Here is a 23,444-nt window from a genome sequence, read left to right on the forward strand (position 1 = left end):
CCGCTAACGGCCCTGTTAGCGGCGACGCCAGCCATACTGGCGGATAGGCGCTTCGCCCTCCGCCATTAGCACTTCTTTTTCATACTGCAGCCCCAGCTTCTCCAGCAGGCGAATGGAGGGCGCATTATCGGGGTTGACGATGGCGATCAGGCGGCTAAAGCCGAGGTCGTCGAGGGCGTAGCGCCACACTGCCTGCGCCGCCTCCAGGGCGTAGCCCCGGCCGCGTGCCAGCGGCAGAAAGCCGTAGCCAATGTCCACGTCCGCCAGTTGCGGGCGTTTCACCAGGCCGCACAGGCCGAGAAACTCCCCGTCTTCGCGCCGCCGCACCGCGTACATGCCAAAGCCGTGTTCCCGGTAGCTGGCCATGGGGCCGTCTTCGATATACGCCCGGGCCTGCGCGTCGGTGCGCACGCCGCGGTCCGCCACGTTGGCGATAAAGTCCGGGTCGTTCAGCACCGCCAGCACATGGGGGGCGTCTTCGGGCGTGAGCGAGGCAATGGTGAGCCGCTCGGTGGTCAGTGTCAGCATGGGTGGTCTCCGCCTTTGCCACAGCTTACCCCAGCGCGTGCCGTGGCGGTGAATTCGCCGCCACGGGCTGTTACAGTGCGCACATTCTTTCAGGGCAGGGCAGCACCATGACGCAGCGCTTGATCGTGGGTATCAGCGGCGCCTCGGGCATTCTCTACGGCGTGCGGGCGCTGGAGCTGCTGCGCAGTGCCGGTGTCGAAACACATCTGGTGATGTCCGCCTCGGCCCAGCTCACCGCCCACCACGAGCTGGATATCGCTCTCGATGACATCAAGGCCCTGGCCAGCGAAGTGCATGCCGTGAAGAACGTGGGCGCCTCTATTGCCAGCGGCTCCTTTCCCACCGGCGGCATGCTGGTTGCGCCCTGTTCGGTGCGCACCATGTCGGAGATCGCCACTGGCGTTACCTCCTCCCTGCTCACCCGCGCCGCCGACGTGGTGCTGAAGGAGCGCCGCCGCCTGGTGCTGATGCTGCGCGAGACGCCCCTGCACACCGGCCACCTGCGCACCATGACCCAGCTGTCGGAAATGGGTGCGGTGATAGCACCGCCAGTGCCCGCCTTCTATACCCGCCCCGCCAGCATCGACGACATGGTCACCCAGAGCGTGGGCCGGGCCCTGGACCTGTTCGGCCTGGCGCTGCCGGAGGTGGAGCGTTGGCGCGGTGACTGACCCGGCAGCGGCGGGCGGATAGACCATGCCCATCCTGTTCGGGGTGGTGCTGCTGGACCTGATCGGCTTCGGCATTGTCATCCCCATCCTGCCCTTTCTTTCGCCCCAGCTCGGGGCCAGCAAAATGGATATCGCCCTCATTATCGTGGCCTATGCCGCGGGGGCGGGGCTGTGTGGCGGCTTCTGGGGCCGCCTGTCGGACCGCATCGGGCGCAAGAAGGTCATCATGATCTGCCTGGCCGGCGCGGCGCTGGGTTACGTCATGCTGGGCCTGGCCAGCGAGCTGTGGATGGTGTACGCCGCGCGGGCCTTTGCCGGGCTGATGGCCGGCAACTTCGGCGTGGCCTCGGCCATGGTGGCCGACCTCACCCGCCCCGACCAGCGCGCCCGGGGCATGGGCATGATTGGCGCTGCCTGGGGCCTTGGCATCATGCTCGGGCCTTTTGTGGGCGGCCTGCTGGCCGGCAGCAGCGGCGACTTTACCCTGCCCTGCATTGCCGCGGGGGGCATGTCGGCCCTGGCCATTGTGGCCGCGGCGGTATTCCTGCCCGAGTCGGTGAGCGCCGAGCGCCGGGCCGCCAACCGCGAGCAGCAACGCACCCACGGCAGTGGCAGTGCGCTTGGCCTGTTAAAAGATACCGGCAACCGCCTGCTGGCCCTGCAGTACGTGCTGCACAACAGCGTGGCCAGCGGATTTACCTACCTGGTGCCCCTGTGGACCGGCGACCTGCTGGGCTGGGGGGCGCGCGAGGTGGGGCTGCTGTTTGGCGCCCAGGGGGCGATTATGGTGGTGTTGCAGGCCGGCTTGCTGGGCCCGCTGGTGCGCCTGCTGGGTGAGTGGCGCCTGCTGCGGGTGATGATCAGCATGTTCCTGGGCGGGGTGGTGGTGGCCCTGTTCGCCAGTGGCCCGGTGTCCATGGCCGCGGCGGTGTTTATCGCCATGTCCGGGGGCACCCTGTGCATGCCCCTGCTCAACACCATCACCAGCCAGCGCACGCCGCAGGCCCTGCGCGGGCAGATGCTGGGCACTACCAGCGCCGCCGCCTCCTGGGGGCGGGTGTGCGGGCCGTTGATGGGCGGGGTTGGCCTGGCGCTGTTTGGCTACACCGGCGCCTGGATTGCCTGCGCGCTGGTGCTGTGCGCCTATCTCAGCTGGGCCTGGTGCGCGGGGCCGAAGGCGGCCGCCTAGCCGGCGGCCGCCGCCGTGGTCAGATATCCGCGCCGTTGATGCTGGCCGACACCAGCACATTGCTGGCGCTGCCCTCGGTGGACTTCAGGAACATGCCACTGTTCACGGCGAACCACTCATTGATGGTGCTGGTGCCATCGTCGGTGGTGCTGAGCACGCGGAAGCGGCAGGCCTGGTAGGTGCCGGCGGGCACCTTCACCGACTCAATGCCAAGGAAGGTGGTGTCCAGACTCACCCGGGTAGACGTTTTGGTGTTAAAGCCCATCACGCGGGTGTTGAGGTTCACGGTGTAGTCCTGCTGGTAGGATTCCCCGGCCTTCAAATCGAAGCGCTGCAGGCGGTAGGGGGCCAGCTCGATGTTCGACTGGCTGGCGCGGGGGGTGAAGCTCTCCACGTCGGTGCCATACACCAGGCTGCGGTGTTCATCCGGCTTGAATTCAAAGAACTGCACCGAGCGCGAGGTGGAGGGCGCCGCGCCGGTGGCGGTGGTGTTGGATACCGCCTTCAGCATGGCGCGCCCCTTGAAGCTGCCGCTGGAGATCACCTGGTCGTAGGATTCGTTCACCACTTCGCCGCCACTGCTGGTGCTGCGATAGCTGGCCACAATCGTGGTGTCGATGGCGCCCATGGTGGGGTTGAAGCAGCGCCGGGCATCACCCGTGCCGGAGCCGGAGCCGCCGGCGGGTTTGCGAAACACCGCTTCCAGAAAGAACACTTCGCCGGGCTTGTCGAGAAAGCTCATCAGCACATCGTTGCCGGCAAAGCCTGAGGTGTTAATGGTGCAGGCTTTTTTACTGCCGCCGCACAGCCCCCGGTCGCGCTTGCGCCAGCCGACAAATTCATAGCCCGGCTCGGCCTGGGCGACAAAGGTTTCATCAAAGTTCAGGTCGCTCACATCCACCTTGGCGCAGCTCTGGCCCGCTTTGCAGCTGAAGCGTTTCGACTGGGTGGTGATGGTGCCGCCCTCGGTGGCGGAGAGTTGGATTTTGCAGCCGCCAAGGGTGAGGGCGGAGGCGAGGACCAGCCAGATGGCATGGCGAGTGGTCATTTTCATGGTGAACTTTCCTTGTTATGACGAGAAGGCTGCCCCAAAGCGATGCCCGCATGGCGATGGCGTGACAGCTGGCCGATTATCGGTTGACTGAATTTTGGCCGCCATAGGCAAACTGAGAACTGGCTCGCAAACCGGCCAAGCCCCCCTTGCATCGGCGTCTGAGCCGCAGCGCGGCCATCAGGTGACATGGCCACCCGCACACGGGTATGATGCCCGCCCAACATACCCAAAGTTCAACAAACAGCCCATGTAGTCAAACGCCGGGCTGAAGGAGGAAAACATGCCGACGAACCTGTTTGATTTGAGTGGCAAGATTGCGCTGGTCAGTGGCGCCAGCCGCGGTATTGGAGAGGCCATTGCCCGCCTGCTGGCGGAGCAGGGCGCCCATGTGATTGTGTCCAGCCGCAAGATCGATGACTGCCAGCGGGTGGCCGATGAGATCGCCGCCGCTGGTGGCAGCGCCGAGGCCTTCCCCTGCCATGTGGGCAGCATGGACGACATCGCCGCCCTGTTCGCCCATATCCGCAGCACCCATGGCCGCCTGGATATCAGCGTGAACAACGCCGCCACCAACCCCTACTTTGGCCATGTGCTCGACACTGACCTTGCCGCCTTCAACAAGACCGTGGATGTGAACATCCGGGGTTACTTTTTTATGTCCATCGAGGCGGGCAAACTCATGCGCGAGCAGGGCGGCGGCGCCATCGTCAACACCGCGTCCATCAACGCCCTGCAGCCGGGCGCCATGCAGGCGATCTACTCCATCACCAAAGCGGCGGTGGTGAACATGACCAAGGCCTTCGCCAAGGAATGCGGCGGGCTGGGTATTCGCTGCAATGCTCTGCTGCCGGGGCTGACCAAAACCAAGTTTGCCGGCGCCCTGTTCGACAACGAAGACATCTACCAGCAGGTCAAGCAGCAAATCCCCATGGGCCGGCACGCCGAGCCGCAGGAAATGGCCGGCACGGTGCTGTACCTGGTGTCCGACGCCAGCAGCTACACCAACGGCGAGTGCATTGTGGTGGACGGCGGCGTCACCCTGTAACGCGGCCTGCCGGGTGCCCCCGCTTGGGATGCACCCGTGGTGGGCGGGCTGTTATGTGGGCGGATGACTCGCCTGGGATTTTTGTGGGCGTAGCTACTCGCCTATGGTTTTGTGGGCGTAGCTACTCGCCCACGGCCTGAGGCGTGTTGCTGAGGGCGTGGCTGGCCTCTGGCGCTTCGCGCAGGTAGGTAAAGCCGCCTTCTTTTATATACAGCTCGCAGTAGTCGTCGCTGGTGGGGGTCAGTGAGCCGCCCACGGGAATGCGCAGCCAGGTGTGCGTGTCGTAGTCGCCCTGCTCATCGGCAAAGCGGCCCTTCAGCACAAACAGCTCGGCGCCGCGGGGGAAGTTGATCTGCCCCAGTTCCGCTGGGCTGTCCCAGGCTTCCAGGCGCATGAAGTCGGTGTAGGGTTCCTGGGCGTAGAGTTTCTTCCACTGCACACTGCGCCGCACCGAGCTCTGCCAGGGCTGGTCCAGGGTCTGCAGGGCCACCTTGTCACGCCCCGCGCCCGGGTACTGGCGCAGCTTCACAAACAGGGTGCAGCCCTGCTCCGACCAGGGCGCGTGGCGAAAGCCCTCCGGGTTCAGCAGGTAGCTGCCGGCCGGCCAGTCTCCCTGCTCGTCACTGAACACGCCGTCCAGCACCAGGATTTCCTCCCCCTGGGGATGGTCGTGGCTGGGAAAGCGGGCGCCCGGTTCATAGCGCACCACCGATGTCACCTGCCCGGATTCTGCCGGGCCAACGCGGTGCACGCGCTTGCGCCACACATCCACGCCGGGGCTGGCGCTCCAGGGCATGGCCTGAGTAGCGACCACCACGCGCTGGCTGAGGTCGCCGTTGATGGCTTGATTCTCGTCTGTCATTTTGCGGTAAACCTGTTGGATGCCGGGTCTGTCGCCCGGTAATGCGTATTGGACTGCGCGACGATGGCGCGGTTCCCCGTGGTTGCGGATTACACGGCCTTGCCAATCAGCATAGACCGGCGCGGGGGCCCTGCATAGCTGCATAGGGCGGCTTGGGGGATGCACTGTGGCGAAGGGCTGTGGCGAAGGGCGGCGGCACGGCCAGCGAGACGTGCACGAAATTCCCCTTTGCGCTATTGCCGTTAAATCACTTTGCGGTATTCTCAAAGCATGAGCAAAAAAGTGTTTGTGACCCACCAGCTCCCCGGCGAGCGCATCCACCAACTGGCCGAGTTGTGCGACCTCAACCTGTGGATGGGGCCGGGGCTTTTGAGCGCCGAGAGCCTGCGCGAAGAGCTGCGCGACTGCCACGGCCTGCTGTGCCTGCTGACTGATCGCGTCGACGCTGCGCTGCTGGCCGAGGCGGGCCAGCTTGAGTTCATCTCCAGCATGTCGGTGGGTGTCGACCACATTGACCTCGCCGCCGCCGGCCGGCGCGGCATTGCCGTGGGCAATACGCCGGGCGTGCTGGTGGACACCACTGCCGATACCGCCTTTGCCCTGCTGCTGGCGGCCGCGCGCCGGGTCAGCGAAGCCGACCGTTTTGTGCGCCAGGGCAACTGGCGGCAGGAGAACGCCTGGGCGCCGGACTTTTTCACCGGCAAGGACGTGAGCGGGGCCACCCTGGGCATTGTCGGGCTGGGCGCTATTGGCCGCGCGGTGGCAAAACGGGCCCAGGGCTTTGGCATGGAGGTGCTGGGCTGGTCGCGTAGCGGGCGTGAGGTGGCGGGCGTAGCCGGTGTGTCGCTGGATGAGTTGCTGCTGCGCAGCGACTTTGTCAGCGTGCACACCGCGCTGAATGCCCAGACGCGCCACATGATAAATGCCGAGCGGATTGCCACCATGAAACCCGGCGCGGTGCTGGTGAATGCCGCCCGCGGGGGCATTGTCGACGAAGTGGCGCTGGCGGCGGCGCTGGTGCGTGGCGACCTTTACGCCGCGGGCATCGACGTCTTCGAGCGCGAGCCCATTGCTGCCGATAACCCCCTGTTGCATCTGCCCAACGTGGTGCTGACGCCCCACATCGGCAGCGCCACCGCCCACACCCGGGCGCGCATGGCAGACCTGGCAGTGGACAACATCATCGCCGCCCTGGACGGGCAGCCCATGCCCAACTGCGTCAACCCGGACGTTTACTGAGTGCGGTCAGTCGGCGTCCGGCAGCCGGCGCAGGCCGTGCTTGATGGCGCTGTTCACCGTTTTCTTCATGGCCTCGATGTCGGTCTGGTTCACCCGGTCGACGATCTTGGTGATCACCACCCGCCACACTTCCTCCTTGCGCCCCACGTCATTGAACTGCAGGCCGATGTTGCTGGTTTCCTTCACGCCGCCAAGGGCGATGGCGTTATCGATGGAGGCCTGGTCCAGGTTGCGGTTGGGGATCTGCCCGGGGTAGGTGGAGATATTGCTGGCTGACTCGGCGGTCTCGCCCATGCGCAGGCCCTCGGCGTAGACGTAGTCCACGCTGAACTGGGCGCGGGCCGGGTCCAGCACATAGCCCTTTGCCTTCAGTTCGGCATCCACCGCTTTGCGCAGCACCGGGTCCACCTGGTAGATGGGGTCGGTGGAGCCGCGGCGATTGTCCAGCGGTTCGCTGCGCCATTTGTAATACTGGTAGTTCCCCGCCTCAAAGGCCGCCGTGTCGTCGGGGCGGGTTTCCACGCTGCTGCAGGCGGCTATCGACAGTGCCAGCAGGGCGGTAACAACAATTCGGTTGAGCAACATGACGGGCCTCGTGAGTGGGCGTTGATTCAGGCGGCTAAATGGTAGCAGCCGCCTGCAAGAGCGGCCACCGAAGATGGCCTAAAGGCGTGAAAAGCGGTGCAGGGCTGGGGGGGCTTTGGTAGCATCGGGCAAAAATAGCTAACCACGGGCCCCGGATGATATCCAGAAAGCTGATTCGCACCGATCTCAATCTGCTGGTGGCCCTGCAGATTCTGCTGGAAGAGCGCAACGTGACCCGCGCCGCAGAGCGCCTGTCGGTGTCGCAGCCAGCGCTGTCCAAAACCCTGCAAAAACTGCGCGATTCCTTCGACGACGAACTCTTCACCCGCACTGCCCACGGCCTGGTGCCCACGCCGCGTGCCGAGGCCCTGGCGCAGCAGCTGCCCAACCTGCTGGAAAATGTCGAGCAGGTACTGGGCAGCGACAACTTCAGCCCGGATACCTTCGTGGGCACTTTCAAACTGCTGTTGCCGCCCATCATCAGCGAGGGCCTGCTGCCGGGCTTGATGGCCGAGCTGCAGCAGGTTGCCCCCCAGGTGCAGATCATTGCCGGCGAGGTGACGCCCGATTACCAGGAGCGGTTGAAAAAGGGCGAGGCGGACTTTGCCACCTTTGTGGCGAGTGAGACCGAGCGCGATATTCTCGCAGAGCCCATCGAGGCCCTGCCGCCGCGCTGCTACATGGGCGTGGGGCACGAACTGGTGGGGCGCGATTTCAGCCTGAAGGACTTCCTGCGCTATCCCCACCTGCGCCTGTACCTGCCTGGCCTGGCCCGGGAGAACACCTCCCTGGTGGACGACGTGCTGGGGCAGTACGGCGTGCACCGCACCATCGCCCTGGAAACCACCCAGTTTTCCGCCGCGGTGGGCGTGCTGACGCGTACCCATTCACTGCTGGTCGCCAACGCCGGCTTTGAAGACAGCGGCCTGTACCGCGACCTGATCATCGGCTGCGAACTGCCCCAGGAATTGCAGCGCATGATTCGCAACACCTACAGCGACCACCGCGGCAAGATGTCGCTGATGCGTCACACCCGCACCTCGCGCAGCGCCGCTCACCAGTGGCTGCGCGGTTTGCTCATGAAGCACCTCGCCACCCGCACCGCCGGCGATGCCAGCGCGGCCTGACCTTACTTGCGAACAGAGCTTCGGTAGTCGCGCGGCGACAGCCCCATGGTCTTGCGGAACAGGCGCGAAAAATACAGCGGGTCAGCGTAACCCACCTCGGCCGCAATGGCCTTGACGCTGAGGTCCGAGCTGTCCAGCAGCTGGCAGGCGTATTCGATCTTCATGTGCAGAAAGTGCTTGATGGGTGAGTAGCCCGTCAGCGCCTTGTAGCGGCCAGAAAAATGAAACTTGGACAGGTGGGCGACGGCGGCCAGGTCGTCCAGCTCCAGGCTCTGGTGAATATTGTCCTGCATGTAGGCCTGCAACGACTCCAGGTTGAGGCCGGCCGGGTGGCTGGCCTGCTCGCGGTTGGCCTCCAGCGCAAACTGGGTGAACAGGTGGCGCAACTGGTTGGCGGCGTTGATGAAGGCACGGCTGCTGTAGCCCGTTTTGCCCACCGCCAGCAGGCTGTGAAACCCCGCCGCCAGCGCCGGCGCCAGTCCCACCCGCACAATGGGCCGCCCGTCCCGATACCCCATATACTCCGCGAACAGCCGCGAACTCACCCCCTGGAAGTGTACCCAGTACAGCGTCCACGGCTGGCTGCCCGCGGCATAACTGTGGGCCAACCCCTGGGGCAGCAGCATTAGGTCGCCGGCCCCCACCGGGTAGCGCGTTTCACCCACCCGCAGCCGCCCCTGTCCCTCCACGCAGTACAGCAGCAGGTTGTCGTCGTGCCGCGGCCGGCGCATGCGATGCCCCTTCGCCTGGGGGTAATAGCCCATGGCGGTGGGATAGCAGTCCCGCGTGAGGGGGTGGCGGTGCAGTTGTTCCAGCAGAAAAGCCGGCGTCAGCAGGCGCACGCCCTGGGGGGGAAGGGGCCATTGGGAGGGGGTGCTCATTCTGGTGTTTGGGTATCCGCTGGCTGCCGCTGCGTTGATGGTACCAGCCCTGCCCGGGGGGCGTCCCCGCTGGTTCTGGCGAATTTTTTTGCCGCCCATATGGACTGTTGCTATGTTCAACAGATGTCCGCTGATCGACAAACCCGTCAATGGCTTTCCGGCGCTACCCTGGCCGTGGCCCTGTGGTTGTGCCTGGCAGCCGGAGAATCTGTGGCCAAGGGGCGCCCCGGCTGTGAGCGGAACGAGATTGGGGGCCTGGAAAGCTATACGTTCGACGGCCTGGTCGAGCAAAGGTCAGGCAACTTCTGGGAACTGGCGTGGCCGGCGCCCGGGGCGAAGGCCCCTGCAGAGCTGCTGCCACCCCAGGACCTCGGGCAGATGGCTGCTGACCCGGCGGCCGCCGGCGCACAACTGCTGGCGGCTATCGACGCCAGGCTGTGCCGGCAGCGACCCGCACTGCCGGAGCTTAAGTGGAAGACCTTCCTGCAAGCGCAGCACGGTGGGGGTGGAGGCTTAGCCTGGCAATCGCTCTATGCCCTGCAGTCAATCGGCGGCGTTGCGGTGGAGCATGCTTCCTGCCAGGCCAATTTCGCCCGTGATGGCCGCTTTCTCAACCTGGCCTGCCGCTTGGTGCTACCGGAGCATGTTGCACTGCGCGAAGAACAGTGGCCCGATGATGCCACGGTCATTGCAGCGGCGGAGAAGGCTTACCTCGCCGACCTTGCCAATGTGCCCGGGCCCGGCCAGAGCGTGGCAACCATCGAGCGTCGCTACTACGGGGAGGCTCCGGTGGTGCTGGCCCATCACTCCGGCTGCGGCTGGAGCAGCGTACATGCCCTTACTTTGGAGGCCAGTTACGCTTGCGATCCGGAACCCGCCGTCCCTGCCGGGCAGTCCGCAGTGGATGACGGGCACCTGTTGCTGCTGGACGACATACCGCCCTATTTCACCGACGGTGCCTTTGTGGCCGACGGCCAGGGCGGCTTTATTATCGCCGGTGAGTTGCAGCGCACATGGCAGGATGAGGCCGCCGGGCTGCAGATTGACCGGGGTGTCTACCTGCTGGCCTATGACGCAAGTGGCGCGCTGCGGTGGCGCCGACGCCTGGAGAATGCGAGCAATCGCTTCTGGCTATACCCGCAGGCCGGGGGAGAGTGGCTGGTGTGGCAGCATTACAGCGAAGTCGACGATGGGCAAGAGACCGCCTACGCGCATTGGCAGCTGCTATCCGCAGAGAGCGGTCAACCACTGCAAGCCGCCCGGCGTTTCATCTTGCCTTCTTACGGCGAGCTACAGGTTGGGCCGGCGGGGCAGCGGGTTTATTTGCAGGTTTCCCAGCCGCGGAGTCCGCAGCAACTGTGGGCAATGGATCGCAACGGCACCATGCTGTGGAAATCCCCCGTTGGGGATACCTCCCTGAGCTGGGGGTTTCAGCCGATGGCCGGTGGCGGTGTGGCCGTCCTGCTTGTCAACGGGCCGGACGATGAGCACTACACCCTGCGCCAATTGGGCCCTGGGGGCGAGACAGTCCACGAGGCGACCCTGCAGCTCTCCCGCGACCATTCGGTAGCGTTATTGCAGGTAGGGCGCGGTAGGGCCGACATCAAAGTGGAGACCGGCGCATCTGATGCCCGCGCTCACGCCGAACTGCAGAGCTACTCCTTGAGTGATGGCGAGCTATTGCAGCGACGTATCCTGCCGCGTGAACAGATGCAGCTGTTGCCCGATGGGCAGGTTGTCTACTTTGGGCGCGACAAGGGCTGGGCCCTGGTGGGCGAGGAGGGGCCGGGCGGGAGCTGGCGTCGGCACCTGCGCTTGGGCCCCGACGCTGCGAGCTTTTCACACGCGGTAGTGGACGGCGATGAGCTGGTTTTGCTGGCCCATGTGGACTACCCGCGCAAGGCGTCTACCACGCCCGATCGTCGCGCTGTGCTGCGGATCAACCGCGCTGATGCTCGGCAGTTTGACCGCGCTACCGATTGCCCCCTGGTGCGGGGCGCCGAGTTGCGCGAGCTGGAACTGACCCTGTGGCAGGATTTTCATCTGACCTTCCGTACACCCTACGAAGAGCGCCGGCCGGACTGGGATTGCCCGGATCGGCAGCGTATACAGTACCGGGATTTTATGGTGGCGCTGACCGGGGCGCTCGCCCATCGCGACTACCTGGGGCGGGGTTTCTTCGCGGTGATAGAGCTCGAGTCTGGCCAGCCCGGGGTGCAAATTCGCGGTGGCAGCGAGGGTTTTGGGTACCAGGGAGGGCAACGGGGCTACGCTGTGCGGGCGGAATTTGGTGACGCTGATGCACTGGCGGCTTTCTTGCACGAAAAGCTGGAACCCCACGCCCGGCGCAGCTTCGCGCTGCGAGATGCCTTTTTCCTGCATACCGGCGTGGGGCTCGCGGCAATGTACCCCTACCGGGGCGAAGAGGGCACTTTGGCCCAGTACCAAACCATGATGGAGCGCCTGTTGGCTGAAGTCCGGCGCAAGCCCGCAACAGCCTACCTGGGCCCGGATCATCTTCAAGGTGCTGTCCTTGCGTTGGGTGAACAAGGCCTGTCTTTTCAGGGCGGAGCGAGTACTTACACTGAATCCCCGATAGCCGTGCCTGAATTCAGTGCCGCAACCCTGCTGTCGCTGCTGAAGGTGCATCGCAGCGAACGCTCTGAGCAGTACCGCCAGAATTGTAGCGAAGCCTTGCAGCGGGACCGCGATGCACAGGAGCGGCTCAACCTGGCATTGGAGTGTAAGAAGCCTGCCCAGATACGCCAAGCGTTGGCCCAGGGCGCCAATCCTCACCACGTATGGGAGGGGGCAGAGGGCACGCCAGCGGTCCACGGCGCCAGGGGGTATCCCAAGGGGCTGGCAATGATGCTGGCGGCGGGAGCCGCGCTAGATGAGCGCGACCGCTTTGGCAATACCCTGCTGCACACGGCAGCGCGACACGGTGAGCGCGCCAACCTGTTGCGCCTGGCCCGTGACTACCCGGCACTGGCCAATACCACCGCCTACGACGGGGCCACCGCCCTGCACCGGGCCTTGGTTGAGCCGCGCTACGATCCCGCGGTTCTGGCGCCGCTGATCAGCGCCCAGCGCGATATCAACGCACGCAACATCGATGGCGAAACGGCACTGCATCTTGCCCTGCACTCTCCGGCGGTAGTGGCCAGGTTGCTGGCTGCAGGAGCCGATCCCAACGCGCGGGATGAGCGCGGCAGAACGCCTCTGCATCGAGCAGCAGCCATGTGGCTGGGTCAGGGGAGTATCGCTGAACTGTTGGCCGCCGGCGCTGATGCAGCGCTGCAGGACGCCGATGGGAAAACGGCGCTGGATATCGCACGGCAGAGGCTTTTGCCAGCCAATGCCGACCTGTTGGGTGGGGTATCACTGTGAGAGGTGTGTGTTGCGGTCTCGCGCTGTTGTGGGCAGTGAGCGGTTTTGCGGCGGCACCAGGCCCACACCTGCCGCCGCGCTATTCGGAGCCGGGCATGTGGCACTGGCGCCTGCCCTACGAATTGCGGTTTGACGGCGGTTGCCTGATACAGCGCGCGCCCACGCAGGTTCTGCTGGAGTTCAAGATCCAGGCCGACGGCCGTGTGGCCTCGGTGCGAGCCCGGCCGCCGGCGCCCGCCCACGATGCACTGGATGCTCTGTTACAGGCTGCCCGTTCCTTCTATTTTCGCCAGAGAATCATCGAATGGGAGGCGCAGCCCTATACCACGGTTGTCGCACTACCGCTGCCCAATGACAGTTGCTGGCACCCGCCGCTGGGCGATGAGCAGGGTGCCGCCTTCCCTCAAGGCGGCTAGCACTGCCCGGTTGTACGGGCCTGTTTGCAGCAATAAAGTCCATATCCTTCGCAACTTCGTGAATATGCCCCTGCCCGGGGAGCTGCTACCTTTATGGATAACGATTCGGATAATCCAGCAGGTACGCACGCATGACACGCCAGGTTCCCCTGTTCATCAACGGTGAGTTCGTCACCAGCGGCAGCAGCAACAAACTGCCGGTTACCAACCCCGCCAACCAGCAGCTGCTGGCCGAGGTGCCCATGGCCACCGAGGCCGAGGTGGAGGCCGCCATTGCCTCGGCCAAGCAAGCCTTCCAGAGCTGGCGCAATGTGCCGGTGGCCGAGCGCGCGCGGCTGATGATGCGCTACGTGGCGCTGCTGAAGGAGCACCACGACGAGCTGGGCGAGCTGCTGTCGCAGGACACCGGCAAAACCTTTGAGGATGCCAAGGGCGATGTGTGGCGCGGTATCGAGGTGGTGGAGCAGGCCGCCAATATCGGCTCCAACATGATGGGCGAGACGGTGGAGAACGTGGCCAACGGCATCGACACCTACAGCTACATCCAGCCCATTGGCGTGTGCGCCGGCATTACGCCCTTTAACTTCCCGGCGATGATCCCCCTGTGGATGTACCCGCTGGCGATTGCCGCCGGCAATACTTTTGTGCTCAAGCCCTCCGAGCAGGATCCGCTGACCCCGGTGCGGCTGGTGGAGCTGTTCATCGAGGCCGGCGCGCCCAAGGGAGTGCTGAACATGGTGCACGGCGGCGCCGATGTGGTGAACCAGATTCTCACCCACAAGGACATCCAGGCCATCTCCTTCGTTGGCTCCTCCCGCGTGGGCGACCACATCTACCGCACCGGCACCGATGCCGGCAAGCGGGTGCAGTGCATGATGGGCGCCAAGAACCACATGGTGGTGATGCCCGACGCCGACAAGAACAGCACGCTCAATGCGCTGGTGGGTGCCTCGGTGGGTGCCGCCGGCCAACGCTGCATGGCGATTTCGGTGGCGGTGTTTGTGGGCGAATCGAAGGCGTGGATCGACGAGCTCGGCGAGCGCATGGCCACGGCCCGCCCCGGCGCCTGGAACGACGCCGGCGCCAGCTACGGCCCGATTATCTCCCGCCCGGCCTATGAAAAAGTCCTCGGCCTGATCCAGAAGGGCAAGGACGAGGGCGCCACCTGCCTGCTCGATGGCAGCCAGTGCGTGGTGGATGGCCTGCCCGATGGCAACTGGGTTGGCCCGACCCTGTTTACCGACGTCACCACCGAGATGGCCATCTACAACGAAGAGATCTTCGGCCCGGTGCTGTGCTGCATCACCGTCGACACCCTGGAAGAGGCCATTGAGCTTATCAACAACTGCCCCTACGGCAACGGCACCTCCATCTTCACCAACTCCGGTGGCGCGGCGCGTAAATACCAGCACGAAATTCTGGTGGGCCAGGTGGGTATCAACATTCCCATTCCGGTGCCGCTGCCGTTTTTCTCCTTCACTGGCTGGCGCGGCTCCTTCCGCGGCGATCTGCACGCCTACGGCAAGCAGGCGGTGCGCTTCTACACCGAGACCAAGACCATCACCGCCCGCTGGACCCACTCCGAGGCGAGCACCTCCAAGCAGCCGAACATGAGCATCAACCTGCGTTAAGCGGCTGGCCGGGCGCGGTTGCGGCATGGCGCCGGGCCCGGTATTTACCACCGGCCCGGGGCAGGCAAGCGCCCGGCACGCACAATAACAAGGAGGAAGGCATTGGACTTTTCCCTGACTGACGACCAGAAGGCCTTTGTGGAGAGCGCCCGCGCCTTCAGCGAGGGCGCCCTGGCACCCATGGCGGCCGAGTGGGACGCCACGGCCCACTTCCCCAAAGCGGTGCTGGCCGAGGCCGGCGAGCTCGGCTTTATGGGCATGTACACCCCCGAGAGCGCCGGCGGGCTTGGCATGGGCCGGCTCGACGCCAGCCTGATTGTGGAAGAGCTGGCCAAGGGCTGCACCACCACGGCGGCGTTTCTCACCATTCACAACATGGCCACCAGCATGATCGGCAAGTACGGCAGCCAGGCCCTGGTTGACGCCTGGTGCCCGGCGCTGGTGAGCGGCGCCAAGCTGGCGTCCTACTGCCTGACAGAGCCCGGGGCGGGCTCGGATGCCGCGTCCCTGCGCACCACCGCCACCCGCGACGGTGACGACTACCTCGTCAACGGCAGCAAGGTGTTCATCTCCGGCGCCGGCGAAACCGACGCCCTGGTGGTGATGCTGCGCACCGGTGACGCCGGGCCCAAGGGCATCAGCGCCCTGTTGATTCCGGCCGACGCCGAGGGCGTGAGCTACGGCAAAAAAGAGGAAAAAATGGGCTGGAACGCCCAGCCCACCCGCATGATCAGCTTTGACAACGTGCGGGTGTCGGTGGGCAATCGCCTGGGTAACGAGGGCCAGGGTTTTGCCATTGCCATGGAGGGCCTGGACGGCGGGCGCATCAACATTGCCACCTGCAGCGTGGGCACCGCCCAGCAGGCGCTGGAGGAGGCCACCGCCTACGTGCAGGAGCGCAAGCAGTTCGGCAGCGAAATTGCCGCCTTCCAGCACATCCAGTTCAAGCTGGCGGACATGCTCACCGAACTGGTGGCGGCGCGGCAGATGGTGCGGCTGGCGGCCTTCAAGCTGGATGCCGGCGACCCCCAGGCCTCCACCTACTGCGCCATGGCCAAGCGCTTTGCCACCGACGCCGGCTTCACCGTGTGCAACGACGCCCTGCAACTGCTGGGCGGCTATGGTTATATCCGCGAGTACCCGATGGAGCGCCACGTGCGCGACACCCGGGTGCACCAGATCCTGGAAGGGACCAACGAAATTATGCGCGTGATCATTTCACGCAAACTGTTAATGGAAGGCGCACTGGAGGTGATCAAATGAGCCCGAGCCAGCTGGCAAGTACATCCGACAAAATCAAGGTAGAGCAGCGCGGCCACACTGCGCTGGTGACCATCGACAACCCCGCCGCCAACACCTGGGACACCGAGAGCCTGCCGGCGCTGAAGGCCCTGGTGCAGGCGCTCAACGAGGCGCGCGACATCTACGCCCTGGTGCTGACCGGGGCCGGTGAAAAGTTCTTCTCTGCCGGCGCCGACCTGAAAATCTTTGCCGACGGCGACCCGGCCAAGGCGGATGAAATGGCGCGCTACTTCGGCGAGGCCTTCGAAACCCTGGCGGACTTTCGCGGCGTGTCCATTGCCGCCATCAACGGCTTTGCCATGGGCGGCGGGCTGGAAGTGGCCCTGGCCTGTGACATCCGCATTGCCGAAGAGCAGGCCCAGATGGCGCTGCCAGAAGCGAAGGTGGGCCTGTTGCCCTGCGCCGGCGGCACCCAGCGCCTGTCCTGGCTGGTGGGTGAGGGCTGGGCCAAGCGCATGATCCTGTGTGGCGAGCGCATCAATGCCGCCACGGCGGAAAAAATCGGCCTGGTGGAGGAAGTGGTTGGCAAGGGCCAGGCCCTGGACAAGGCCCTGGCCCTGGCGGAGCAGGTGGGCGAGCAGAGCCCGTCCTCCATTGGCCGCTGCAAAACCCTGATCCACAGCGCCCGCGACAAGGCCATCGGCGACGGCCTGGCCGGCGAGCGCGAACTGTTCGTGGAGCTGTTTTCCACCGAGGACCAGCGCGAGGGCGTGAACGCCTTCCTGGAAAAACGCAAAGCCGAGTGGAAGAACCGCTAAGGAATGCCCATGAGTGACGCAGCCGTACTGTTTGAGGAACTGCCCGCCAAGGCGGGCCGCATTGGCCGGGCCACGCTGAACGTGCCCGCCACGCTGAATTCGTTGACCCTGGACATGGTCGACCTGCTGCAGGTGCAGCTGGATGCCTGGGCCCGGGACGAGGACATCGCCGCGGTGTTTATCGACGGCAGTGGCGAAAAGGCCTTCTGCGCCGGCGGCGACGTGCAGGCCCTGCACCGTTCGGCGGTGGAGCAACCCGGCGGCCCCTGCGACTACGCGGAAAACTTCTTCGCCCGCGAATACCGCATGAACTACACCCTGCACACCTATGCCAAGCCCGTCATCTGCTGGGGGCACGGCATTGTGATGGGCGGCGGACTCGGGGTCATGGCCGGTTGCAGCCACCGCATTGTGACCGAAGCGACCCGCATCGCCATGCCCGAGGTGACCATTGCCCTGTTTCCCGATGTGGGCGGCAGCTGGTTTCTCAATCACATGCCGGGGCGGGCGGGGCAGTTTCTGGCGCTGACCGGCGCCTCCATCAATGCCGCCGATGCCCTCTACACCGGCCTTGCCGATCGCTTTATCGCTTCGGAGCACAAGGCGGCGGTGCTCGATGCCCTGCTGCAGCAGGGCTGGGGCCTGGACGCTGCCGACAACCACGCCCTGGTGCGCCACTGCCTGCGCCCCTTTGCCGAGCGCAGCCTGGGCAGTGTGCCGGCGGCCCAGGTGGAGCCGCACATGGCGACCATCAACCGCCTGTGCGACGGCGACAGCGTGCACGAGGTGATCGACAACATTATCGGCCAGCAAACCGACGACCCCTGGCTGGCCCGCGCCCGCGACAGCCTGGCCCACGGCTCCAAGCTGGCCGCGCTGTGGATTGCCCGGCAGCTGTGGGAGACCCGCCACGCCTCGCTGCGCGAGGTGTTCCAGGCGGAAATCCAGCTCGCTACCAACGTGGTGCGCTACCCCGAATTCGCCGAGGGCGTGCGGGCCCTGCTGATCGACAAGGATCGCAAGCCCGCCTGGCAGTACGACACCTCGCGGGCCGTGCCGGACGAGGTGCTGGACGGGTTTTTCCGTGCCCCCTGGCATGCCAACCCCCTGGCCAACCTGTAATCGCTGAAGGAAGCAAGTCATGGCAAACGTCGCATTTATCGGTCTTGGCAACATGGGCGGGCCAATGGCCGCCAACCTGATCAAGGCCGGCCATCACGTTACGGTATTCGATCTGTCCGAGGCAGCCTGCCAGGCCCTGGCCGCGGTGGGCGCGGGAGTGGCGCAGAGCGCCAGCGAGGCCGCCCGGGGCGTGGACTATGTCATCAGCATGCTACCGGCGGGCAAGCACGTGGCCGGCCTGTACCTGGGTGACGAGGGGCTGCTGGCGCAGCTCGATGACAGCACCACGGTGCTGGACTGCTCCACCATCGATGCCGCCACCGCCCGCCAGGTGGGCGAGGCGGCCCAGGCCGCCGGCATCGGCTTTATGGATGCGCCGGTGTCCGGCGGTGTCGCGGCGGCAGCGGCGGGCACCCTGGCCTTTATGTGCGGCGGCGACGCGGCCACCTTCCCCAAGGCGCAGGCGATTCTGGCCGACATGGGCAAGAACATCTTCCACGCCGGGCCGGCCGGCGCCGGCCAGGTGGCCAAGGGCTGCAACAACATGCTGCTGGCCATCCACATGATCGGCACCTGCGAGGCGCTGGAGATGGGTGCCCGCAACGGCCTCGATCCGAAGGTGCTGTCGGAGATCATGCTGGCCAGCTCGGGCCGCAACTGGTCGCTGGAGGTCTACAACCCCTATCCCGGGGTGATGGAAAACGCGCCGGCCAGCAAGGATTACAAGCCGGGCTTCATGGTCGACCTGATGGTCAAGGACCTGGGGCTGGCGCTGGACATTGCCGGGCAGTGCGATTTCGACAACCCCATGGGGCAGCTGGCGCGCACCCTCTACAGCGAACACCAGGCCGCCGGTAACGGCAGCCTGGACTTTTCCAGCATCCTGCAAAAACTGAAGGGCGGATGAACTAGCGCCCGGCGGGCGCCGCCTCGCCGGCGCCGCTACCCTTTTCTGGCAAGCCACTCAGGCTGCCTGGATCAAACTGCAACAGCGCCAGGTACTGGCGCGGGTCGAGGGCAAAGAACAGCGCGTAGCGGCTGTCGTGGGCGTAGAGCCTGCCCTCGAAGGCCAGCAGTTCCAGGCGGTGGTGCTGGCCATCCTGCTGCAGGCGGAAGCTGCGCTGCACGCTGCCATCCTCGGCCAGGCTGCGCTGGCTGTCCTCGTCGGCAAGGCCGGTAATGCGCAGTTCCTGCAACAGCTGCAGCAGGCGGGCGAGCTGTTGTTCGTCGGGCTTGCCGCCGGTGGCTGTGTGCCACTGCCCCCCGGTGTTGCGCTCCAGCACCAGCCCGTCCATGTCGATGCGCCCGGGTGTGCTCTGCAGCAGCCGGCGATCCAGCCAGGCGTCTGCGCTGACCGGGGCATCATGCTCGCTGTAGCGCAGGTTGTAGATGTCATGGTCGCGACGGTTGCGGGCATACACCCGGCGGTAGGCGGGGGAGCGCCCGAGGTAGATGGTCTCCAGCAGGTCGTCGCCGTGGTAGAAGGCAAGGCGGCGATGGTGCTGGTAGGAGGTGACCCGGTAGCGCTGGCGGGCGGCGGCGGAGCTGGCCACGGGAAAGCCCTGGGGCTGGTGCGACAGGGTGTCCAGCAAGCGGTGGACCCGTTGCTGGTCGGCCGGCAAATCCTGCAAATCGGGCAGCAGCCAGCGGCCCCGCGACTGGCGCAGCACTACCTCGCCGTCCTGGTCGTCGGTAATCCGGATCTCGTCCACCCCCAGCGCAGTCGAGGGCTCCAGCAGGCGTGTGTGCTGGCTGACCGCGCGTTCACCCTGCCAGTACAGCGCGCCCACCAGCACCAGTTGCACCACCAGCAGAAACAGCAGGCTGGCCACCGTGCGGTTCACAGCCCCAACTCCCTGCGCCAGGCGCGCCGGCGCAGCGCGCGGCGCAGCCCGCCGATGGCGGCCAGCACCAGCAGCCAGGCCAGCGCCAGGGCGTAGTGGGTGTACTCGATAAAGCGCTGGGCGCGGCGCTCCATGACCGGCAGCGTCTGGTTGAACTGCCCGCGTGAGCGAATGCTGAGCAGGGTGTCGTCCTGCAGGGCCCAGTCCAGGGTGTTCATGAACAACTCCAGCGCCCCGCTGTACTGGGTGCCGCGGGCGGCCACGCTGGCGTTCAGCATCTGGTCGTCCAGAAAGTCGTTGGAGGCGAACACCACCAGCCGCGCGGAATGGGGCGAGTGCTGTAATAACGGCGGCAGTGGCGGCGCGCTGGCGCCACCGGATGCCACTGCAGCCGGCGCCGGCAGGGGGTGCTCGCTGTACCAGGAGCGAAAGCGCCCGCGCAGGACCGCCCCCACGGCAAAGCTGCCACGCTCCGGGCCGGGTTCAAACTGCGTCCGGCCCTGTTCATCCACCACCGGGGTGATGTTGGCATCGCGCGACAGCCAGGCCTGGTCGGAGCTGCGCAGCAGTGTCAGGTGCTTGCGGCCGCGCTGGGGCGTGAGTTGCAGGGGCGAGGCCCAGGCCATAGTGGCCTGGGGCAGGCTGGCGGTCACCGGGTGCTCGCCGTGCAGGCCCGGGGGGCGCAGGTCCAGGAAGTAGGGGAAGTCCAGCAGGTAGACATCGCGAAACTGCTGGCCGCCGCGCTCGCGGATAACCGGCACCGGGAAGGGGCTGCTGCGGGTGTCCATCACCAGGCTGTTGTCGATGGCCACGCCCTGGAAGGCGAGCCAGTCCTGCAGTCCGCTCGGCCAGGGCAGCAGGGCCATGTCGCCGTCGCTGATCTGGGTGGTGAAGGGCGAGGTGGCGAGAATCACGGTGCCGCCGCGCATCAGGAACTGGTCGATGGCGTACACCGCCTGCGGGGGCAGCTGGTGCGGCGCCATCACCGCGAGGATATCCGCCTCGGGGCTCACGCTGCCATCGCCAAGCTGCTCCAGGCGCAGGCTGTAGTCCTCGCCGATCTGGCGCTCCAGCTGGGCAAAGGTGGGCGCCCCCAGGTGGTGCTCGGCCATGCGCGCCTGCACCGGCGGCAGCGCCAGGGCCACGGTGCGGGTCATGTTGTCGGCAAAGCGGCGCAGGCCGGCGTCCAGGGTCTTGTTGAAGTCGTCCGGGTCGAAATCGCCGGTGGGCAGCTGGATGACCTGGTGCCCGTCCCCCAAAGTGAGGTGGAAGAAAAACGCCCCGCCCTCGCCCACGGCGGTGGCCATGGGCTGAATGCCGTATTGCTCCTGCAGGCGGGTGGCCACGGCGCCGTCGCCGGCGGTGGGGTCCACCCAACGCACGCTGAGCATGCCGCCGGCGTTTGCCACGCGCTGTTCCAGCTGCGCGCGCACCGAGCGCTGGTAGGCCGCCAGCAGGGGTGGCAGCTGGGCCTGTTGTGACACATAGGCCACCACTTCCACCGGCTGGTTGAGCCCGGCGAAGGGGTCGCCGCTGGCGCGCTGGCGGTGCAATACGTCGCGCAGGGCCCGGGTCAGGTTGTACTCCGGGTTGCGCAGGCGCACCTGAGCCTGGCGATTGGCAGCGGTGCGCACCTCCACCAGTTGGTTAAAACCCAGCGTTTCAAATTCGTCGTCGTAACTGACCAGCACCTGAAACCAGGCGTTGACCAGGGCACTCTGGTGGCGGTCCGCCACCTGGAAGGGGCGGGCGCGCATGCCGTAGCGGTCGATCGCTTCGCGCTCCAGCTCCGGGTGTTCGGCGGGGTCGATGAATTCAACCTGGATGCGACCGCCCGAGGCGGCGGCGTATTCGGCCATCAGGTCTTTCAGGTGCGGCACCAGCGGCGCCAGCTGCGGGTGCTGGCGGGGACTGAAGTAGCCGCGCAGCAGCAGGGGTTGCTCCAGCCGCTCCAGCAGCCGGTGGGTGGCAGCGGACAGGGTGTAGCGTTGATCGCCGGTCATATCCAGCCGCAGTTGTGGCAGCTGCGCCAGCCACAGGTTGGCCAGCAGCAGGTTGGCCAGCATCAGCAGGGTGACGATGTGCCAGGTGCGATGGCGGGCGCTGCGGGCGCGCGACCAGCGGCTGCGCTCCAGCACGTAAACGTTCAGCACCAGAAACAGGCCGCACAGGCAGAGGTAGTAGTACAGGTCGCGCAAGTCCAGCACGCCACGGCAGATGCTTTCGAAGCGGGCACCGCTGCCAAGGGCGCGCAGCCACTGGGCGGCGCTGTCGTCAAAAAAGGCGGTCAGCAGCGGGCTGCCCAGCAGGTAGAGCCCCAGGCACAAGGCCAGTGCGCCGAGCAGGGCGACAAGCGTGTTGCCGGTGCAGGCGGACACCAGCAGGCCGGCGGCCAGGTAGGCCGCGCCCAGCAGCAGCGTGGCCAGGTAGCCGGCGGCGACGGGGCCCGGGTCCAGGTCGGCGATCAGGGCCACGGTCAGCGCCAGCGGCAGGGTGGCCAGCAGGGCCAGGACGAGCAGGGTGAGGGCGGCGGCGAACTTGCCCAGCACAAAGCGGCCGATGCTCACCGGCAGGGTCAGCAGGTGTTCCAGGTTGCCGCTGCTGCGCTCCTCGGCCCAGGCCCGCATGGTGAGGGCGGGGCACAGCACGGCCAGCAGCAGGGGCATCCACTGGAACAGGGGGCGCAGGTCCGCCACGTTGCGGGCGAAGAAGGATTCCACCCAGAAGAAGATGAACAGGCTGGCCCCGGCAAAGGCGGCCAGAAACAACCAGGCCACCGGCGAGCCGAAGTAGTGGCCGAGTTCACGCTCGGCAACCCGGCGTATCACACCCTGGCTCACGTTGCGGGTGCCTCGCTGCCGGTGGCTTCGCGAAATACTGTTTCCAGGTCTTTGCGCTGGGCCTGCAGGGCAACCAGCCCGGCGCCGGCAGCTTGCACCGCCAGGGCCACCTCGCCGGCCACGGCGTCGGGGTCGCTGTCTTCGCGCAGCAGCAGCTGGTAGGTGTTGTTATCCGGCTGGCTCTGGATGCCGGCGATGGACCCCAGGGCCTCCAGGGCGTGGCGCAGGGCCTCGCAGGGCGCGCTGACCCGCAGCAGCAGGGTACAGCTGTGGCGCAGGTCGGCCATCTCGGCGTCCAGGGCCAGCTGGCCGCGATGCATGATCAGCACCCGCTCGCACAGGGCGTCCACCTCCTGCAGGATGTGGGTGGACAGAATCACCGTGGCGCGCCGCGCCAAGCGCTGGATGAGCGCTCGCATCTGCTGGTTCTGTTGTGGGTCCAGGCCGTTGCCGGGCTCGTCGAGAATCAGCAGCCGGGGTTTGCCGAGCACCGCCTGGGCCACGCCCACCCGCTGCTTCATGCCGCGGGACAGGGTGGCAATGCGATCCAGGGCGCGGGGCAGCAGGTCGGTGGCCTGCAAGGACTCGCGCACCGCCGCGCGGCGCTGCCCGCGCGGCAGGCCCTTGCCGGTGGCCACAAAGTCCAGGTAGTCCGCCACGCTCATGTCCGGGTACAGGGGCAGGGCCTCCGGCAGGTAGCCCAGGCTGCGCTGCACTTCCCGGCAGCTGTGGGCGTAGTTGTGGCCGTTCACGCTGAGCTGGCCGGCGGTGGGTTCCAGGTAGCCGCTGAGCATTTTCATCACCGTGGATTTGCCGGCGCCGTTGTGGCCCAGCAGGCCGACAATACCGTTGCGCTCGATGCGAAAACTAACGCGGTTCACCGCAGTGGTGCTGCCGTAGCGGCGGGTGAGGGACTGGGCTTCAATCATGGCGGGGTGGGGCCGGGCGCCGGGGCTCGGT

The 23,444-nt window shown here is 66.2% G+C and carries 20 protein-coding genes; 12 read left to right on the top strand and 8 right to left on the bottom strand.

Annotated features, from left to right (window positions below):
* Positions 1–15: 15 nt before the first annotated feature.
* Positions 16–528: a GNAT family N-acetyltransferase gene (locus tag DDZ17_RS16540; protein WP_116368071.1), complete on the bottom strand. Its 513-nt coding sequence runs from the start codon at positions 526–528 to the stop codon at positions 16–18.
* Positions 529–635: 107 nt separating this feature from the next.
* On the opposite strand from DDZ17_RS16540, the gene DDZ17_RS16545 reads away from it, so the two are divergent.
* Entirely contained in the window at positions 636–1,199 is a 564-nt protein-coding gene (locus tag DDZ17_RS16545) for a UbiX family flavin prenyltransferase (RefSeq protein WP_116368257.1), read from the top strand.
* A gap of 25 nt (positions 1,200–1,224) precedes the next feature.
* Positions 1,225–2,388 carry an MFS transporter gene (locus DDZ17_RS16550; RefSeq protein WP_116368072.1) on the top strand — a complete coding sequence of 388 codons (1,164 nt, stop codon included), beginning with the start codon at positions 1,225–1,227 and terminating at the stop codon, positions 2,386–2,388.
* A gap of 19 nt (positions 2,389–2,407) precedes the next feature.
* Here DDZ17_RS16550 and DDZ17_RS16555 read toward each other — a convergent pair whose 3' ends face one another.
* A complete protein-coding gene (locus DDZ17_RS16555) occupies positions 2,408–3,442 on the bottom strand; it encodes a hypothetical protein (RefSeq protein WP_116368073.1) in 1,035 nt (344 codons plus the stop codon).
* Positions 3,443–3,722: 280 nt separating this feature from the next.
* On the opposite strand from DDZ17_RS16555, the gene DDZ17_RS16560 reads away from it, so the two are divergent.
* Entirely contained in the window at positions 3,723–4,487 is a 765-nt protein-coding gene (locus DDZ17_RS16560; protein WP_116368074.1) for an SDR family oxidoreductase, read from the top strand.
* 121 nt (positions 4,488–4,608) lie between these two features.
* Here DDZ17_RS16560 and DDZ17_RS16565 read toward each other — a convergent pair whose 3' ends face one another.
* Positions 4,609–5,349 (bottom strand): cupin domain-containing protein, encoded by a 741-nt coding sequence (locus DDZ17_RS16565; RefSeq protein ID WP_116368075.1) that lies wholly within the window; start codon positions 5,347–5,349, stop codon positions 4,609–4,611.
* A gap of 270 nt (positions 5,350–5,619) precedes the next feature.
* On the opposite strand from DDZ17_RS16565, the gene DDZ17_RS16570 reads away from it, so the two are divergent.
* On the top strand, positions 5,620–6,588 hold the full coding sequence (locus DDZ17_RS16570; protein WP_116368076.1) for a 2-hydroxyacid dehydrogenase: 969 nt from the start codon (positions 5,620–5,622) through the stop codon (positions 6,586–6,588).
* A gap of 6 nt (positions 6,589–6,594) precedes the next feature.
* Here DDZ17_RS16570 and DDZ17_RS16575 read toward each other — a convergent pair whose 3' ends face one another.
* Positions 6,595–7,173, bottom strand: coding sequence for a DUF4136 domain-containing protein (locus tag DDZ17_RS16575; protein WP_116368077.1), 579 nt, complete (start codon positions 7,171–7,173; stop codon positions 6,595–6,597).
* 155 nt (positions 7,174–7,328) lie between these two features.
* On the opposite strand from DDZ17_RS16575, the gene DDZ17_RS16580 reads away from it, so the two are divergent.
* Positions 7,329–8,300: a LysR family transcriptional regulator gene (locus DDZ17_RS16580; protein ID WP_116368078.1), complete on the top strand. Its 972-nt coding sequence runs from the start codon at positions 7,329–7,331 to the stop codon at positions 8,298–8,300.
* Positions 8,301–8,302: 2 nt separating this feature from the next.
* Here DDZ17_RS16580 and DDZ17_RS16585 read toward each other — a convergent pair whose 3' ends face one another.
* Positions 8,303–9,181: an AraC family transcriptional regulator gene (locus DDZ17_RS16585; RefSeq protein WP_116368079.1), complete on the bottom strand. Its 879-nt coding sequence runs from the start codon at positions 9,179–9,181 to the stop codon at positions 8,303–8,305.
* Positions 9,182–9,304: 123 nt separating this feature from the next.
* On the opposite strand from DDZ17_RS16585, the gene DDZ17_RS22480 reads away from it, so the two are divergent.
* The 7 genes from DDZ17_RS22480 to mmsB all read left to right on the top strand — a co-directional run bounded on the left by DDZ17_RS22480 (position 9,305) and on the right by mmsB (position 18,707).
* On the top strand, positions 9,305–12,571 hold the full coding sequence (locus DDZ17_RS22480) for an ankyrin repeat domain-containing protein (RefSeq protein ID WP_157976691.1): 3,267 nt from the start codon (positions 9,305–9,307) through the stop codon (positions 12,569–12,571).
* 95 nt (positions 12,572–12,666) lie between these two features.
* On the top strand, positions 12,667–12,987 hold the full coding sequence (locus DDZ17_RS16605) for an energy transducer TonB (RefSeq protein WP_116368083.1): 321 nt from the start codon (positions 12,667–12,669) through the stop codon (positions 12,985–12,987).
* Between the two features lie 131 nt (positions 12,988–13,118).
* Entirely contained in the window at positions 13,119–14,618 is a 1,500-nt protein-coding gene (locus tag DDZ17_RS16610) for a CoA-acylating methylmalonate-semialdehyde dehydrogenase (RefSeq protein ID WP_116368084.1), read from the top strand.
* Positions 14,619–14,720: 102 nt separating this feature from the next.
* The gene (locus DDZ17_RS16615) at positions 14,721–15,881 is read left to right on the top strand and encodes an acyl-CoA dehydrogenase family protein (RefSeq protein WP_116368085.1); all 1,161 of its coding nucleotides are present in this window, start codon (positions 14,721–14,723) and stop codon (positions 15,879–15,881) included.
* Positions 15,878–16,678, top strand: coding sequence for an enoyl-CoA hydratase (locus DDZ17_RS16620; RefSeq protein WP_116368086.1), 801 nt, complete (start codon positions 15,878–15,880; stop codon positions 16,676–16,678). The genes DDZ17_RS16615 and DDZ17_RS16620 overlap by 4 nt, the downstream gene beginning before the upstream one ends.
* A gap of 9 nt (positions 16,679–16,687) precedes the next feature.
* Positions 16,688–17,800 (top strand): enoyl-CoA hydratase/isomerase family protein, encoded by a 1,113-nt coding sequence (locus DDZ17_RS16625; RefSeq protein WP_116368087.1) that lies wholly within the window; start codon positions 16,688–16,690, stop codon positions 17,798–17,800.
* Positions 17,801–17,819: 19 nt separating this feature from the next.
* Positions 17,820–18,707, top strand: a complete 888-nt coding sequence (gene mmsB / locus DDZ17_RS16630) for a 3-hydroxyisobutyrate dehydrogenase (protein ID WP_116368088.1) — start codon at positions 17,820–17,822, stop codon at positions 18,705–18,707.
* Between the two features lies 1 nt (position 18,708).
* Here the strand turns inward: mmsB and DDZ17_RS16635 are convergent, their stop codons facing one another.
* From DDZ17_RS16635 to DDZ17_RS16645, 3 genes are read right to left on the bottom strand one after another with little or no spacing between them, the layout of a single operon-like run.
* On the bottom strand, positions 18,709–19,644 hold the full coding sequence (locus DDZ17_RS16635; protein WP_157976692.1) for a DUF4340 domain-containing protein: 936 nt from the start codon (positions 19,642–19,644) through the stop codon (positions 18,709–18,711).
* Positions 19,641–22,484, bottom strand: a complete 2,844-nt coding sequence (locus tag DDZ17_RS16640; RefSeq protein ID WP_116368090.1) for a Gldg family protein — start codon at positions 22,482–22,484, stop codon at positions 19,641–19,643. The genes DDZ17_RS16635 and DDZ17_RS16640 overlap by 4 nt, the downstream gene beginning before the upstream one ends.
* Positions 22,481–23,413 (bottom strand): ABC transporter ATP-binding protein, encoded by a 933-nt coding sequence (locus DDZ17_RS16645; protein WP_116368091.1) that lies wholly within the window; start codon positions 23,411–23,413, stop codon positions 22,481–22,483. Before DDZ17_RS16645 ends, DDZ17_RS16640 begins: the two co-directional genes overlap by 4 nt.
* Positions 23,414–23,444 lie beyond the last annotated feature (31 nt).

Origin of the sequence: Parahaliea mediterranea (assembly GCF_003402235.1) — a bacterium.
GTDB lineage: Bacteria > Pseudomonadota > Gammaproteobacteria > Pseudomonadales > Halieaceae > Parahaliea > Parahaliea mediterranea.

What these genes read in the sequence shown, in the direction of transcription:
- DDZ17_RS16580 (WP_116368078.1), top strand. Translation starts at nt 7,329, where the DNA reads ATGATATCCAGAAAGCTGATTCGCACCGATCTCAATCTGCTGGTGGCC.
- DDZ17_RS16570 (WP_116368076.1), top strand. Translation starts at nt 5,620, where the DNA reads ATGAGCAAAAAAGTGTTTGTGACCCACCAGCTCCCCGGCGAGCGCATC.
- DDZ17_RS16545 (WP_116368257.1), top strand. Translation starts at nt 636, where the DNA reads ATGACGCAGCGCTTGATCGTGGGTATCAGCGGCGCCTCGGGCATTCTC.
- DDZ17_RS16555 (WP_116368073.1), bottom strand. Translation starts at nt 3,442, where the DNA reads ATGAAAATGACCACTCGCCATGCCATCTGGCTGGTCCTCGCCTCCGCC.
- DDZ17_RS16575 (WP_116368077.1), bottom strand. Translation starts at nt 7,173, where the DNA reads ATGTTGCTCAACCGAATTGTTGTTACCGCCCTGCTGGCACTGTCGATA.
- DDZ17_RS16605 (WP_116368083.1), top strand. Translation starts at nt 12,667, where the DNA reads ATGTGGCACTGGCGCCTGCCCTACGAATTGCGGTTTGACGGCGGTTGC.
- DDZ17_RS16625 (WP_116368087.1), top strand. Translation starts at nt 16,688, where the DNA reads ATGAGTGACGCAGCCGTACTGTTTGAGGAACTGCCCGCCAAGGCGGGC.
- DDZ17_RS16610 (WP_116368084.1), top strand. Translation starts at nt 13,119, where the DNA reads ATGACACGCCAGGTTCCCCTGTTCATCAACGGTGAGTTCGTCACCAGC.
- DDZ17_RS16565 (WP_116368075.1), bottom strand. Translation starts at nt 5,349, where the DNA reads ATGACAGACGAGAATCAAGCCATCAACGGCGACCTCAGCCAGCGCGTG.
- DDZ17_RS22480 (WP_157976691.1), top strand. Translation starts at nt 9,305, where the DNA reads ATGTCCGCTGATCGACAAACCCGTCAATGGCTTTCCGGCGCTACCCTG.
- DDZ17_RS16560 (WP_116368074.1), top strand. Translation starts at nt 3,723, where the DNA reads ATGCCGACGAACCTGTTTGATTTGAGTGGCAAGATTGCGCTGGTCAGT.
- DDZ17_RS16540 (WP_116368071.1), bottom strand. Translation starts at nt 528, where the DNA reads ATGCTGACACTGACCACCGAGCGGCTCACCATTGCCTCGCTCACGCCC.
- DDZ17_RS16620 (WP_116368086.1), top strand. Translation starts at nt 15,878, where the DNA reads ATGAGCCCGAGCCAGCTGGCAAGTACATCCGACAAAATCAAGGTAGAG.
- DDZ17_RS16585 (WP_116368079.1), bottom strand. Translation starts at nt 9,181, where the DNA reads ATGAGCACCCCCTCCCAATGGCCCCTTCCCCCCCAGGGCGTGCGCCTG.
- DDZ17_RS16645 (WP_116368091.1), bottom strand. Translation starts at nt 23,413, where the DNA reads ATGATTGAAGCCCAGTCCCTCACCCGCCGCTACGGCAGCACCACTGCG.
- mmsB (WP_116368088.1), top strand. Translation starts at nt 17,820, where the DNA reads ATGGCAAACGTCGCATTTATCGGTCTTGGCAACATGGGCGGGCCAATG.
- DDZ17_RS16550 (WP_116368072.1), top strand. Translation starts at nt 1,225, where the DNA reads ATGCCCATCCTGTTCGGGGTGGTGCTGCTGGACCTGATCGGCTTCGGC.